The organism is Aequorivita iocasae (assembly GCF_016757735.1).
Taxonomy (GTDB): Bacteria; Bacteroidota; Bacteroidia; order Flavobacteriales; family Flavobacteriaceae; genus Aequorivita; species Aequorivita iocasae.
Window position 1 is genome coordinate 2,834,577 of sequence record NZ_CP068439.1, and the last position, 12,805, is coordinate 2,847,381.

Sequence of the window (12,805 nt, forward strand, 5' to 3'; positions counted from 1 at the left end):
CTGTTTCGCTATTTTATTATTTTAAATGTGCGCGCGTTATTTCCATAACCTTTTACATTTACAATATAAACACCTGTTTTGTAGCTTGCCAAATCTATGTTTAAAGTTTGTTTCCTATTATTTTGGAATGTTTTGAGTTTTCTTCCCTGCACATCGAATAGAGTTACTTCCGAAACATTTTTAGCATTGTTTAAAACACAAATATCTGTATTTGCTAATTTTGAAAGAACCACTTTTTCCAAATCCTTATTTTTTATACCTAATTGGACTGGAATGCAATCATCAATAGAATCTAGATTTACGTAAAAAGGTACTGTATTTTTAAAGTAACAGCTTAAATGGCCAACGTCGTTAATATCCGGATATCCACCGGGAGCGTTTATCATTGAGAGTGACCCAACTCCCTCAACCCATACAGCATTCTGGGTGCTTGAGGTATTTCCCGGCGTAGGAGAAAAATAATAGTGCCTGTAATTGTTTCCATCCTCCAACGGCCTTGCTACAATTGAATCCAACACAAATGGGCCTCCGTTTCTCGGAAATGGAGTTATGGGATTATTCATATTAAAAATAGCACCTTCAGCTAATGAGAAATCGTAGAGTAAATACTCATCACTTTGACCCGATGAAACAATATTCAAATAAACTTTTTTATTGGCCACATCTTCACGGAGCAAAAATGTTCGGGAAATATAATGATAACCATCTAAGATTTTATAATTCTTGCCATCTACAATTGTATCGCCGTCGGTAAAATAGACATCTGTTAAACAACCCGAAAAACAAGTTGTAAAATGCCATTCATTAACATTGTCTAACAAAGGCTTATAATTTTGGGAAATAATAGAACCCATACAGAAAAGTAAAATTATAAAGCAATATTTTTTTTTCATGATTTCGTTCTTTAAATTTATTTTATCCGAAAAGGATATCCACATCTACATCCAGAGATTGTAAAAAAGCTATGCTAGCGTGTATATCATCAGCTAATAATCTATCGTTTTCAACAAATGGGACAATAGAGCGGTACGGCTTTAAAAACGAAGTTATAAAAGGAGAAGATTGTTTTGGCTCTCTAAATTTTAAAGCCTGCGAAGCATTCATTAGCTCTATTGCCAGAATGGTTTCCACATTTTCAATTACTCGTAAACACTTGGTGGCTCCATTGGCCCCCATGCTCACATGGTCCTCCTGCCCGTTTGATGAAACAATAGAATCAACAGAAGCGGGTGTGGCCAATTGCTTGTTCTGGCTCACAATACTGGCCGCAGTGTATTGCGGTATCATAAAACCGCTATTAAGCCCTGGATTGTCAACCAAAAATGCAGGTAGTTCCCGTAACCCAGAAACCAATTGATAGATTCTTCTTTCCGAAATATTACCAAGCTCTGCCATTGCAATGGCTAAATAGTCCAAAGCCAGGGCCAAGGGTTGGCCGTGAAAATTACCTCCAGAAATAATAACATCTTCGTTTACAAAAATATTGGGATTATCAGTTACCGAATTGATTTCGGTCTTAAATGTTTTGTGTACAAAATGTATGGTGTCTTTTGTCGCGCCGTGAACTTGTGGAATGCAACGGAAGGAATAGGGATCCTGCACACTTTTCTTTTCAGAAAGACCTAATTCGCTTCCTTCCAAAAATTCCAAAATCTGCTCGGCAGTTTTTACTTGTCCCCTATGTGGGCGTACCAAATGCACCAAGGCATTGTAGGGGCTCATATTACAGTCAAAAGCATCAATGGAAACGGCGCCAATTAAATCTGCCAAGTAAGATAGTTTATAACACTTCAAAAGGCAATAAACACCATAGGCACTCATAAATTGCGTGCCATTGAGCAATGCAAGACCTTCTTTTGCTTGAAGTGTAATGGGTTGCCAGTTAAATTTTCTCAAAACTTTTTCAGAAGAAAGGCGTTCTCCACCATAATACACCTCCCCTTTGCCAAGAAGCGGTAAGGATAGATGTGCAAGTGGCGCCAAATCGCCCGAGGCACCCAAACTTCCTTGTGAATAGATTACGGGCAAAACATCATTATTATAAAAATCAATCAACCGCTCCACTGTTTCAATCTGTACGCCACTATAGCCATAACTAAGTGATTGTATTTTTAGCAAAAGCATCAATTTTACGATAGGCTTTGGAACAAACTCTCCCGTGCCACAAGCGTGGGACATGACAAGGTTTTCCTGAAGTTTTGAAAGGTTCTCTGAAGATATTTTTACATTGCATAAAGAACCGAAACCAGTGTTTATACCATATACGGGCGTTTCATTATCTTTCATTTTATTGAAAAGATACTCTCTGGACTTCTTAATGTTTAGTTGTGCTTCTTCTGAAAGCTCAAGGACTTTATTGTTTTCAGTAATATCCTTAATAGCCGATAAATCAAGTATTTCAGAACTTATATAATGTGTTTCTTGCATTGGGTAGGTATTCTTTTCGCAAAAATACTGTTTTTAAATTTCTATGGTTTCAAAAGCCGGTGGAAAACTTTCTTTGAACAGGTTTATTCTACAATTTTATTTAATTAATAATTTATTCAAAAAAATTACAACCCTATTTATATAGCCAGCTTTATTATTTTTTCTGTGAAACTGAGGTATCTTGCTCTTCACTTGCGAACAAATCTACGTACGCTTCAGAAATATTATCTATAACATCACCAGCCATCACTGCTTCATATCCCAGTTGTCCCGCAGCAATATCACCCGCACGACCGTGAAGATATACCCCAAATACGGAAGCGAGCAAAGCATCATAACCCTGTGAAAGCAAGCCCGTAATCACACCACTCAATGCATCGCCACTGCCAGCGGTTCCCATTCCGGGGTTGCCAGTGGTATTTATATATAGCTTATCTCCATAAACAGTGATTGTATAAGCGCCTTTTATTATTACTACAACTTCATATTTTTCTGAAAATTTCTTTGTTTTTTCAAGTTTCTCATAATCATTTTTCCATTCGCCAATTAGTCGTTTTAATTCCCCAGGATGTGGTGTTAATATTGAATTCTTCGGAAGAAGTTTTAACATAGCTTTATTTTCCGAAAGAATATTCAATGCATCAGCGTCAATAACAAAAGGAATATCCTTATTCTGCAATATTTTTTTAAAAGCAGCTACAGTTGCATCATTTTTCCCGATGCCCATGCCTATTCCAATTGCTGAAGGTTCAAAATCAAAAGAAATATTACTTAAATAATCCTCTTCTTTATCGGTAATTACCATGGCCTCGGGAATCGTGGTCTGAATAATAGCATAACCACATTTAGGTACAAATGCAGTTACCATACCAGCACCAATTCTAAAGGCTGAAGTAGTTGAGAGCACCGCCGCTCCCATCTTTCCGTAGCTTCCCGAAACTATTAGGGTGTGGCCATAGGTGCCTTTGTGGTCAAATTTTTCTCGGGGTTTGTAAAAACGCTGTGCTTCCAATTTTGAAATCAGTTGGCCTATGGGTTCGGTTGTTTGTAGAAATTCAATATCCAAGCCTATTTCCAAAACATCAAAATTTGAAACAAAAGAAGCCGTTTCCGGTAAAAAAAAGGAAAGCTTTGGTGTTTGGAAAGTCAAGGTATGGTTGGCTTTCAATACAGCTTCGGTATCTTCCAAGGGCAAATTGGAATATAACCCACTGGGTATATCAATAGCAAGTTTAAAAGCCTTGCTTTCATTCAAATACTGGATTAATTTCTTCACCCATCCACCGGGGCAACGATTTAAACCGATTCCAAAAATGGCGTCCACAATAATATCTTCTGGATTTATTTCAGGAAAATCACTTTCGCCCTTCATCAATAGGGGCCATTTTTTTGTTACGTTTTTTATTTTGTCATAATTGATCAAAAAGTTTTTGGAACGCTTGTCGCTGCAGTTTACTACATATACAATTACATTGTAGCCGTGTTCAATAAGCATCCGCCCTACTACCAGTCCATCTCCACCATTATTGCCAATACCGCAGAATATGCGAATGGGCACGGGCGTTCCATTTAACCGTTGGTGCAACCAATTAAAAATCTGCGTACCGGCGCGCTCCATCAACGCTTCTGAAGTAATCTGTTGTTTTTCAATCGTGATTTTATCTGCTTCGTATAGCTGTTCTGCTGAAAATATTTTCATTCGTATAATCGTTTTGTTGATTCAGGAAATTTTTAACCGCCACTTTTATTGCGGTCAATTCCAAAGATAACATTCCTTCGCATTGTTGAAAAGAACGTTTATAACTAATTGCACTTCCTTCCAAAAAGCCTTTGATTATTTCTAATTTTAGAAAAAACCATATATGGAAACACGAGATAGTTTACTGCTCCGTATGCGCCCCGAAATTTCCTCTGCTAAAATCAACGCTAACATGTCTGCCGACGAATTTTTTCAAAACAAGACGCTGCGTCCTGTGGCAAAGCTTCAAAATGAACTTTTATTGGCAGTTTTCAGGAATTATGCGGCAAAGCATAAAAACGTTTTTTACGATCTTACTATCGAAAAGAGACTGGACTATATAGAAAACGCCATCCATAAGGATATGAAATTCCGAAATTCATTGAAAGGTATTATCATTGGTCAATTTACACTTGAAGAATTTGAGATTTATATTAAAAATTCCTCAGCACTGAACAAACGGATGATGGATATAGTAAAGGAACGCTTGAAAAGCAACATACAGCTTTTGGAATACGATTTTGCATGATTTAATAAGAATTGGCAAAAACAGACCAGCGAATAGTTGGATTGTTTTGGCCAGTCTTAATTCTATAACAACGATTCCCCGTTTAAATCCGTCGTCAGCACATCGCTCATATAATTGAAGAATGGGCGGAGCAATTGGTAATGGTTAATTAAATTGTCTTTAAAATCTACTGCAAATACTTCTTCGTCGGAAAAGCTATGGGTTACGAAAAAGCTTTTCAGCCTAATTAAATCAATGTTTTTATCGTCTTTATCAAAACCTTTGGGCGCTGTCTTAACGGCATATTCCTGATTGAAATCTCCGAAGGCATTTTTAAAATCCTTCGTTGCCAAAACCTCCCGTATTTCAGTACTGTCCATTTCAAACTCTTTTCGGATCCGCAACAAATCTGCTGGATTGGGATCAAAAAAACCCCCGGCCATAAAACTGTTGCCGGGTTCCAACCGCAAATAATAACCTCCGCGTCGTTGTGCCCCTGCCCTACTGAAACTAACACTTCGGTGCACATTATAGGGTGTTTTGTCATTACTGAAACGGATGTCGCGATTTATGCGGAATATTTTTGTCTTGGCAATTTCATCGGTGGTATTTAGGCCTCTTTCCACAGCTGCATAAAATTCTTTTAATGCTTTCTCGTTGGCCAGATATTCCTTTTTATGTTCCTGCATCCATTCCCGGTTGTTGTTCTTCTTCAGTTGTAACAGGAAATCGAAAGCGGTTTTGGAAATGGTTGGGATCATGTTTTTTGTTTTTGTTTTGGAAAGATAGGGAATATTTGGGTTTGTGGTTTGTTTTGTGTAAAACGTTCAAATCCCCATAACCACTTCACAAAAAATTTTCCTACATTTATACGAACAACCTTAAAACCAATTTATTATGAATGCAACTACAAAACCAAACACGGCCTTTTGGATCATTGCCGTGCTCGCGCTTTTATGGAACTTAATAGGTGTTTATTTTTGGCTTTATGAATATTTCCTGATGACAGAGGAAATAAGAGCCACTCTTCCGCCTGAGCAAGTGGAGATTATGGCAAGTGCTCCCTCATGGAGTATGTATGTTTACGGCTTAGCTGTTTTTAGTGGATTATTGGCCAGCGTATTGTTATTGATGCGCAAAAATATGGCAGTAGGTGTATTTTTACTTTCCCTAATTGCAGTACTTATACTTCAACTGTACTGGATGTTTGGTATGGACATAATAGATAAGATGGGCCCACAATCGTTGATTATGCCACTTATCGTTATAGCTCTAGCAATTTTTGAATATTTTTATAGCAAAGGTGCGGCGCGTAATGGATGGCTTACCTAAGTTTAAAATAAAAGCAAAATATAAAAAAGCTGTAGACTGGCTGATAACCTTATAAGCGAATAAAGTCCAACAATGAATGCTTGGATGATAATTTTTTGAAACGTAGTAAGGGTTTGCTATATACTCAAATTTTGTAAAAGTGACGATGTATGGATTGTAACATTCATGAAAATAAGGCCGTTTTTTCTTCTATTGATCACAATAAATAGTATACTATTCCAAAAATAACAAGTGTGATCAAAATGCTTAGGCAGACAGTTAGTATACGTACCCTTGTTTCTGAACGAACTATATCCTCAACTTTCTTTTTTAGATCTGCCCTTTGTATTTTTGTTAGTTGTGGTTGGTGATTTTCAGGCTTGTTCTTTATAAGTTTGCTATGCTCCTCTCCATAAATAGTTTTAATTCTTTCAAAGGGAGGCCTTGCCTTTCTAGTAATAACGGAAAATTTATTCCCCGCTCCTATATAAGCAGAGGCTGCCATTGGTTTATTTCGTCTTTCTCTAGTCATTTTTCAAGTATGCTAACCAATTTTTTTGTCAATCTGTAAACAGGGAAAATAATGTTAAATTACTACATATAGTGAATTTTGATAAAATATTTTTTAGTTCAGTTTTTTATTATGCAATGTTTTTTTAAGTTTTCTCTTCATAAATTTTCCCGTTTATACCACATTAATATTCCCGTAACGAGAAGACTTACAGCGAGAAGGCTAACAATAAAAGCTGAGATATTATCGGCTATGCCAACTTATGGGTGCTTGAATTATTTTTTATTTGAAAACTAGATTTGTTTTCAAATTTGATGAATAATAAGATTTATACCATAACTTTTTTAAACCAATCCGTGTTGTGAAGCAAATTTGTAAAGCGCAATGGTATTTCCCTCTATATTAAGCTTCTTAAAAATGTTACGGCGGTGAGTTTGTACTGTAAAACTGGAAAGAAACAATTTATCAGCTATCTCTTGTGAACTGTATCCTTTACAAACCATTTGTATTACCTCTACTTCACGTTTGGTAAGATTATACTTCTTCAAAAAATCATCTAAATAGCTAAAATCATTTACGTATTCTTCTGTCTTTTCACTAAAATTAGGCATCACCGTCTTGCCGTCCAGCACTTCCAAAATGGTGTCCGCAAGCTTATCCAAATTGTCCGACTTCAATATATATCCTTTGGCGCCAGCAGCATGGCATTGCTCTGCCAATTGTTTGGAAAAATAGGAAGTCAACACCAGTATTTGGAGCTTGAGATGCATCGCTTTGATTTTTTCCAATACCTGCAGGCCATCCTTGCCGGGCATATTCAAATCCAGCAATAGCACATCTGCATCGGGTAAGGATGTGGATTGCATTAGGGTATGGCCGTTATTATAGGTATTAACGATGGTAAACCGAGGGTATTTTTCCAGTATCTCGGTAATTCCTTTTAATATTAATGGATGGTCGTCGGCTATAATTACTTTTATATGCTTTTCTGAAAAGTTGGGGACTTCTTGCATTAGGTCTTTCTTTATAATTAAAGCTCTTAGGGTTTACACACTATTTTGTCTTCTTTGTTATTTCAATGGGCAGTTCAGCCAAGATAAAGGTGCCATTGTTTGAATTGCCGTTAATTTCGATGGTTCCATTTAGGTATGCCACATTGTTTTTTAGCATTTTTAAGCCTATGCCATCTTTTCGTAAGTTGCTGTCTATTCCCTTGCCGTTATCTTCAATATAAACGGTTACGGAATCTTCCAATTCTACCAATTGTAAAAGTACGTGGGTTGCTTGGGCGTGCTTTATTATGTTGTTCATAGCCTCCTGTACTATACGATATACGGTAAGGCAATATTCCTCGCTCCAGCTGCTTGTGTCATCCAGTCCCTCAATTATCTCTTCAACTGTAAGCTTTTGGGATGTGTTTACGGCGTTAACAATATCGTGAATAGCGGCTTTTAAACCATATTTTTCCAAAGCTACCGGCATTAGGGTGTGGCTGATGTTTCTTACGCTTTCGCTTATATCTCCCAACAATTTTTGGGTAGTTTCCAGCTTTTCCTGTGCTTTGCTTTCTCTTTTAAAAACATCAGCTTGTATTTGTTTTAAGTTTAAAATGGCAATGGACAAAATAGAACCCGCTTCATCGTGCAGTTTGTGGGCTATCTTTTTACGCTCTTGCTGTTCTGCGTTTTTTAAAGATTTTGCAAGATATAAGCGGTGTTCCTGTTCTATATTTATTAGCTGTGCTTGATGACGCTCTTTCAGTTGTTTACGGCGAAGCCAAAGAGAAAGCGAGGTTAGAAATAAAATGAGCATTACACTTCCGCCAATCAATAGCAATCGCTGCCTTTCCAGTTCCTGTTTTTGTTTTTGAAGCGACATTTCCATATCGCGTTTTTCCATCTCATACGCGGTCTCGGTCTTTAGGGCATTTATCTTTTCATTTTCAGTGAAAATTGATTTTTCAAGTTCAAGCTCCTGGGTTTGATAATATAGTGCCCTTTCAAAATTTTCCTTTTCGGTATAAAGTGTTTTTAAATAGCCATAAAGTTCTTTTAAATTTCTGTTCTCACGTGCTTTTCCCTTATAAAATGGTTCCGCGGCCAAAAGATATTCTTCGGCTTTTTTCCAATTTTTTTGTTCCATTGCTGATTTCCCCAAAACAGAAAGAGAACTCGCCGCCGCCAGCTCTGCCCCTATTTGTTTACGCAATTTGTAGGCCTTTTCCAGCCGTTTATCTGCTTCGGTATAATTCTTAGAAATTACCAAGAAATTACCATAATTATGGTTGGCAAAAGCAATACCTCCAATGTCTGATGCTTTTTCAAAATACTCAATACCCTGTCGATAAAGGGTGTCCATAGCTTCCAACTGTCCCTTCTCACTGTAAACGGTCGCCAAGTTAACATAATTTAAGCCCAGGGACTTATAATTGGCTGCATCTTTAGCAAGAGCGATGCTTTTTTTGTAATAAGTAATGGCCTTATCAAACTCGCCACCATTTCGGAAAGCAATCCCAAGATTGTTGTAGACGCGCAACAGGCCGGTGGTATCCTTCTTTTTTTCACAAAGCCTTATTACCCTAAAATGGGCTTTCACTGCCTCATCAAATTTGGAAAGCCGCGAGAGGGTATTTGCATAATTGGAATATATAAGCGAAACCTGTTTATCGTTCTTGCTGCCTTTGGAAAGTGCTATAGCTTTTTCTATTAGCGACAATCCTTCCAAATAATTTCCTTTAGCGCTTACAATAATGTTATAGCGGTTATATAATTCCGCAAGTCGGTCTTTGTCCAGCGGCTTAAAAGTTTCTTCTATCGCAATGGCTTCCTTAATAAGTGTTTCAGCTTTGTTAAGGTCGCCAAGGTTTATAAACTCCCTGCCCAAGTTACCAATGGCCACAGCCCTGCCTTTTTTATACTGAATGTTTTTGGCCAATTGCATGGCAAGAGAGTCGTAACGTGCAGCCTCATGTGGTTCTCCATAAATAAAATGAAGGTTTCCAAAAGCTATATAGCTATCGGTTTCGCCTTGATCATCACCCTTTTCACTAAAAAAATTAAGTGCCTGTTCAAGATCATCAAAGCCTTTCTGACGTTCGTTCTTACTGAACAAAACCCCACGCTTTAGCAGTAACCCTGCCTTTTGGGATGGATTTGCTTCATCATTGATGAGTTGTGAAAGGCTGTCAATTTCTGATTGGGCGATGCTAGTGGCAAATAGCAATAATGCAGTTGGAAAAAGAAGTGATTTTAAAAGGTTGGCGAAAGGAGTTAAATTTAAAAAGGCAGAATTGGTTTTGGTTAATATCACAATTAGTTGAAGGTTTTTAAATAAATTATTGAGGAATCATAACTATTTTAAGAACATAAATATATACAATTCACTTAACCCCCAAAAGCTTGAAAGCGAATGAAAATCACACTATTTATCTATCAAAACCTATGTGCTTCTTTTTTAAGATGATAGGTTTCAGAAAATAGTTAATTGAATACATCATTCTGTATTTATTTCATTTCATTAAAAACCCGTAAAGACATCCACACCTATATGAGTTATGATTAAATTGATATAAGCTAAGGAAGCTGAAACTTAAAAACTAACTTCACTCAACTAACATTTAAACAACAAAACTATGGGTAACGTTTTATGGATTATTGTAGTCCTGCTAGTAATTGGCTGGATATTTGGCTTTTTAGTATTTCCTGCCATAGGTGGAATTATTCACATTTTGCTTGTTATTGCGGTTATAATGATAATTTATCAACTGCTTACGGGAAGGAAAGTGTAATATTTAACAATCAAATTTAAAGAACGCTTTTTGATATTTTATTCAGAAACGCTCTTTAATATTATATTTCAAAATGCTGCACCCCATGCTCCCAACTTTTTCAAAGTTGCTTCAAAACAATTAAAACTTACCGTTCTTTTTTACTTTACCAGAAAATCTTGGTACCGTAACCGTTGTCTTGGTAGTATTAATGAAGTACACTCCCGTTAAAAGCACGGCGGCGGCGATGATGGATTGGGTGGTGATTTCTTCGTTTAAAATATACCACCCCAAGATTAGGGCGATAATAGGATTTACATAGGTGGAGGTAGCAACTTTATCTGGTGATACCGTTTTTAGCAGATAATTGAAGGAAGTGAAGGCCACGATGCTCCCAAAAATAATCAGCAATATCATACTCCATTGCACGTGGGCTCCCCATTCCTTTGGCGCAATCCATTCTTCCCCAAAGAGAAAACTAGCAACGGCAAGGGTAATTCCGGCAGTAAACATTTGATAACCGGTATTTACAAAGAAATTTTTAGGAAGGTCAGCTTTACCAACAAAAAGACTTCCATAGGCCCAACTAAGCATACAGGCAAATATCATTACCATTCCCAATACCGTTCCCTCTTGGGCAATGAGTTGTTTTTGTGCAACGAGCAGAAAAATACCTAAAATTCCTAAGGCCACTCCTACTAACGACATCGGTTTTATGCGTTTGCCCTGCAAAAGCCACATCAACAATAAGACCACTAAAGGTTGCGCAGAAATCTCCAAGGCCGCAAAGCCGCTATCTACATACTTTAAGGCCCAAACAATAATACCATTGCCAAACGATAAAAAAAGTACGCCTACTATAAAGGTATTTTGGATTTGTTTTCGGGTAATGGCAAGGCTTTTCCCCAATAATTTGGCTATGATAAATATGAGAAGTCCCGCCGATGTAAAACGAATTGATGCCAAAAAGAATGGTGGTAGTTCTGCTACGGCAACCTTATTGAGCATATATGTAGAACCCCAAATAACGTAGATGGAGAAAAAGGCTACAACGACTAAAAGAGTGCTTGGTGCTTTCAGAGTGGTTGAAATGGTTTATTTGTTAAATTTTTAGATACTTTGATTAATAAATGGTTGCATAAAATCTACTTCCTTTTATTGCGTTTGTTGTAATTTTTATCGCCTCTTGTTTTGGGTTTTTTGTATTTCTGTTTTATGATTCGCTTATAGGAACCGCCTTGGTTTTCCTTTCGGTTTTTTTCTTTCTTTTCATGAAAAGCGGGCCCTACTTCTTCTAAATTATTAGGGTTGTTGATTTCTACTATCTGTGGTTTTTCCTCATAAGTTAACTGTTTTGAAATTTCAACCTCTTTTGGAAAATCAAGTTCCTCTATTTGTAAATCCATCAACTTTTCAATAGCAGCTTTGGCATCCTCTTCCTTTTCGGTATAAAGCAAAAGGGAAGTTCCCTCCTGCTCTGCCCGCCCCGTCCGGCCAATGCGGTGCATATAGTTTTCGGGGAAATTGGGAACGTCAAAATTGATAACGTGGCTAATTTGATCTAAATCCAGCCCACGTGCCATAACATCAGTAGTTACAAGGATACGCGTTTTTTCGGCATTGAAATTTTCTATGGAACGTATTCGATAATTCTGTGTTTTATTGCTGTGGATTACCGCTACTTCACTTCCGAAGAATTCATCTAAAATCTCAAAAAGAAGATCGGCGCTTTTCTTATTTGGAACAAAAACCAGCACTTTTGTAAAATCACTTTCATTCTGAAGCAAATATTTTAGCAGATTGGCTTTTGTGTAAAAATTCTCTACCCTGTAAGCGTATTGCGAAATGTTTTCCAAAGGTGTTCCGCTAACTGCTACCGAAACCGTAGTAGGCGCAATAAAGAAGTCGTGAATAAAAACATTTACTTCATCGGTCATCGTTGCCGAAAACATAATGTTTTGAGGCTTGTTGGGAAGCAGTTCCAAAATATTGGTAAGCTGAAAACGGAAGCCCAGATCGAGCATCACATCTACTTCATCAATTACTACTTTTTTTACGGCTTTTAATTGAAGGGCACGGCTCACGACCAAATCGTAAAGCCTTCCCGGTGTAGCTACAATAATATCAGCTCCTTCGGCTACAGCCTCTTTTTGTCGGTTAATGTTGGTTCCACCAAAAACACCAATCACTCGAATAGAAGAATATTTTCCAAATTTTTCTATTTCTTCAACTACCTGCAAAACCAATTCGCGAGTAGGAACCATTACCAATACCCGTGGATTTATTTCTTTTGAAAACTTTAAGTCCTGAAGTATGGGCAGCATATAGGCAAAGGTTTTACCCGTTCCCGTCTGCGCAATCCCAACCATATCGGTCCCAGACATTATTACCGAAAACGACTGTGCCTGTATAGGGGTGGGTTTTTCAAAACCAAGATCTGCAATGGCATACTGCAGTTGTTTGGAAATGTTAAGCTCATTGAATGATTCCATGGCGGACTGTTTGGTGCAAATATAATGCTTTGTAAATTGGGGGTTCGTTAAA

The 12,805-nt window shown here is 37.4% G+C and carries 12 protein-coding genes; 3 read left to right on the forward strand and 9 right to left on the reverse strand.

Annotation, left to right across the window (positions count from 1 at the left end):
• Positions 1–8 precede the first annotated feature (8 nt).
• The 3 genes from JK629_RS13040 to JK629_RS13050 all read right to left on the reverse strand — a co-directional run bounded on the left by JK629_RS13040 (position 9) and on the right by JK629_RS13050 (position 4,126).
• Positions 9–893: a T9SS type A sorting domain-containing protein gene (locus JK629_RS13040; protein WP_202336052.1), complete on the reverse strand. Its 885-nt coding sequence runs from the start codon at positions 891–893 to the stop codon at positions 9–11.
• 22 nt (positions 894–915) lie between these two features.
• Complete coding sequence (hutH, locus tag JK629_RS13045; RefSeq protein ID WP_202336053.1) at positions 916–2,427, reverse strand: histidine ammonia-lyase; 1,512 nt, start codon at positions 2,425–2,427, stop codon at positions 916–918.
• Between the two features lie 154 nt (positions 2,428–2,581).
• Entirely contained in the window at positions 2,582–4,126 is a 1,545-nt protein-coding gene (locus tag JK629_RS13050) for an NAD(P)H-hydrate dehydratase (protein ID WP_202336054.1), read from the reverse strand.
• A 163-nt stretch (positions 4,127–4,289) separates the two neighbouring features.
• Between JK629_RS13050 and JK629_RS13055 the strand changes: the two genes are divergently transcribed.
• On the forward strand, positions 4,290–4,694 hold the full coding sequence (locus tag JK629_RS13055; protein WP_062621384.1) for a hypothetical protein: 405 nt from the start codon (positions 4,290–4,292) through the stop codon (positions 4,692–4,694).
• Between the two features lie 62 nt (positions 4,695–4,756).
• Here JK629_RS13055 and JK629_RS13060 read toward each other — a convergent pair whose 3' ends face one another.
• A complete protein-coding gene (locus tag JK629_RS13060; protein ID WP_202336055.1) occupies positions 4,757–5,434 on the reverse strand; it encodes a DUF2461 domain-containing protein in 678 nt (225 codons plus the stop codon).
• A 136-nt stretch (positions 5,435–5,570) separates the two neighbouring features.
• Here JK629_RS13060 and JK629_RS13065 point away from each other — a divergent pair, with 136 nt between their 5' ends.
• Positions 5,571–6,005, forward strand: a complete 435-nt coding sequence (locus tag JK629_RS13065; protein ID WP_062621380.1) for a hypothetical protein — start codon at positions 5,571–5,573, stop codon at positions 6,003–6,005.
• A gap of 196 nt (positions 6,006–6,201) precedes the next feature.
• Here the strand turns inward: JK629_RS13065 and JK629_RS13070 are convergent, their stop codons facing one another.
• From JK629_RS13070 to JK629_RS13080, 3 genes are all read right to left on the reverse strand, one after another.
• On the reverse strand, positions 6,202–6,516 hold the full coding sequence (locus JK629_RS13070) for a hypothetical protein (protein ID WP_202336056.1): 315 nt from the start codon (positions 6,514–6,516) through the stop codon (positions 6,202–6,204).
• A gap of 323 nt (positions 6,517–6,839) precedes the next feature.
• Positions 6,840–7,508: a response regulator transcription factor gene (locus JK629_RS13075; RefSeq protein WP_202336057.1), complete on the reverse strand. Its 669-nt coding sequence runs from the start codon at positions 7,506–7,508 to the stop codon at positions 6,840–6,842.
• A 40-nt stretch (positions 7,509–7,548) separates the two neighbouring features.
• On the reverse strand, positions 7,549–9,804 hold the full coding sequence (locus tag JK629_RS13080) for an ATP-binding protein (protein WP_202336058.1): 2,256 nt from the start codon (positions 9,802–9,804) through the stop codon (positions 7,549–7,551).
• Positions 9,805–10,126: 322 nt separating this feature from the next.
• On the opposite strand from JK629_RS13080, the gene JK629_RS13085 reads away from it, so the two are divergent.
• Positions 10,127–10,282: a lmo0937 family membrane protein gene (locus tag JK629_RS13085; protein WP_202336059.1), complete on the forward strand. Its 156-nt coding sequence runs from the start codon at positions 10,127–10,129 to the stop codon at positions 10,280–10,282.
• Between the two features lie 120 nt (positions 10,283–10,402).
• Here the strand turns inward: JK629_RS13085 and JK629_RS13090 are convergent, their stop codons facing one another.
• Both JK629_RS13090 and JK629_RS13095 read right to left on the reverse strand, forming a co-directional pair.
• Positions 10,403–11,341 (reverse strand): EamA family transporter, encoded by a 939-nt coding sequence (locus tag JK629_RS13090; protein ID WP_202338061.1) that lies wholly within the window; start codon positions 11,339–11,341, stop codon positions 10,403–10,405.
• A gap of 65 nt (positions 11,342–11,406) precedes the next feature.
• Positions 11,407–12,753: a DEAD/DEAH box helicase gene (locus JK629_RS13095; RefSeq protein WP_202336060.1), complete on the reverse strand. Its 1,347-nt coding sequence runs from the start codon at positions 12,751–12,753 to the stop codon at positions 11,407–11,409.
• Between the last annotated feature and the right edge of the window lie 52 nt (positions 12,754–12,805).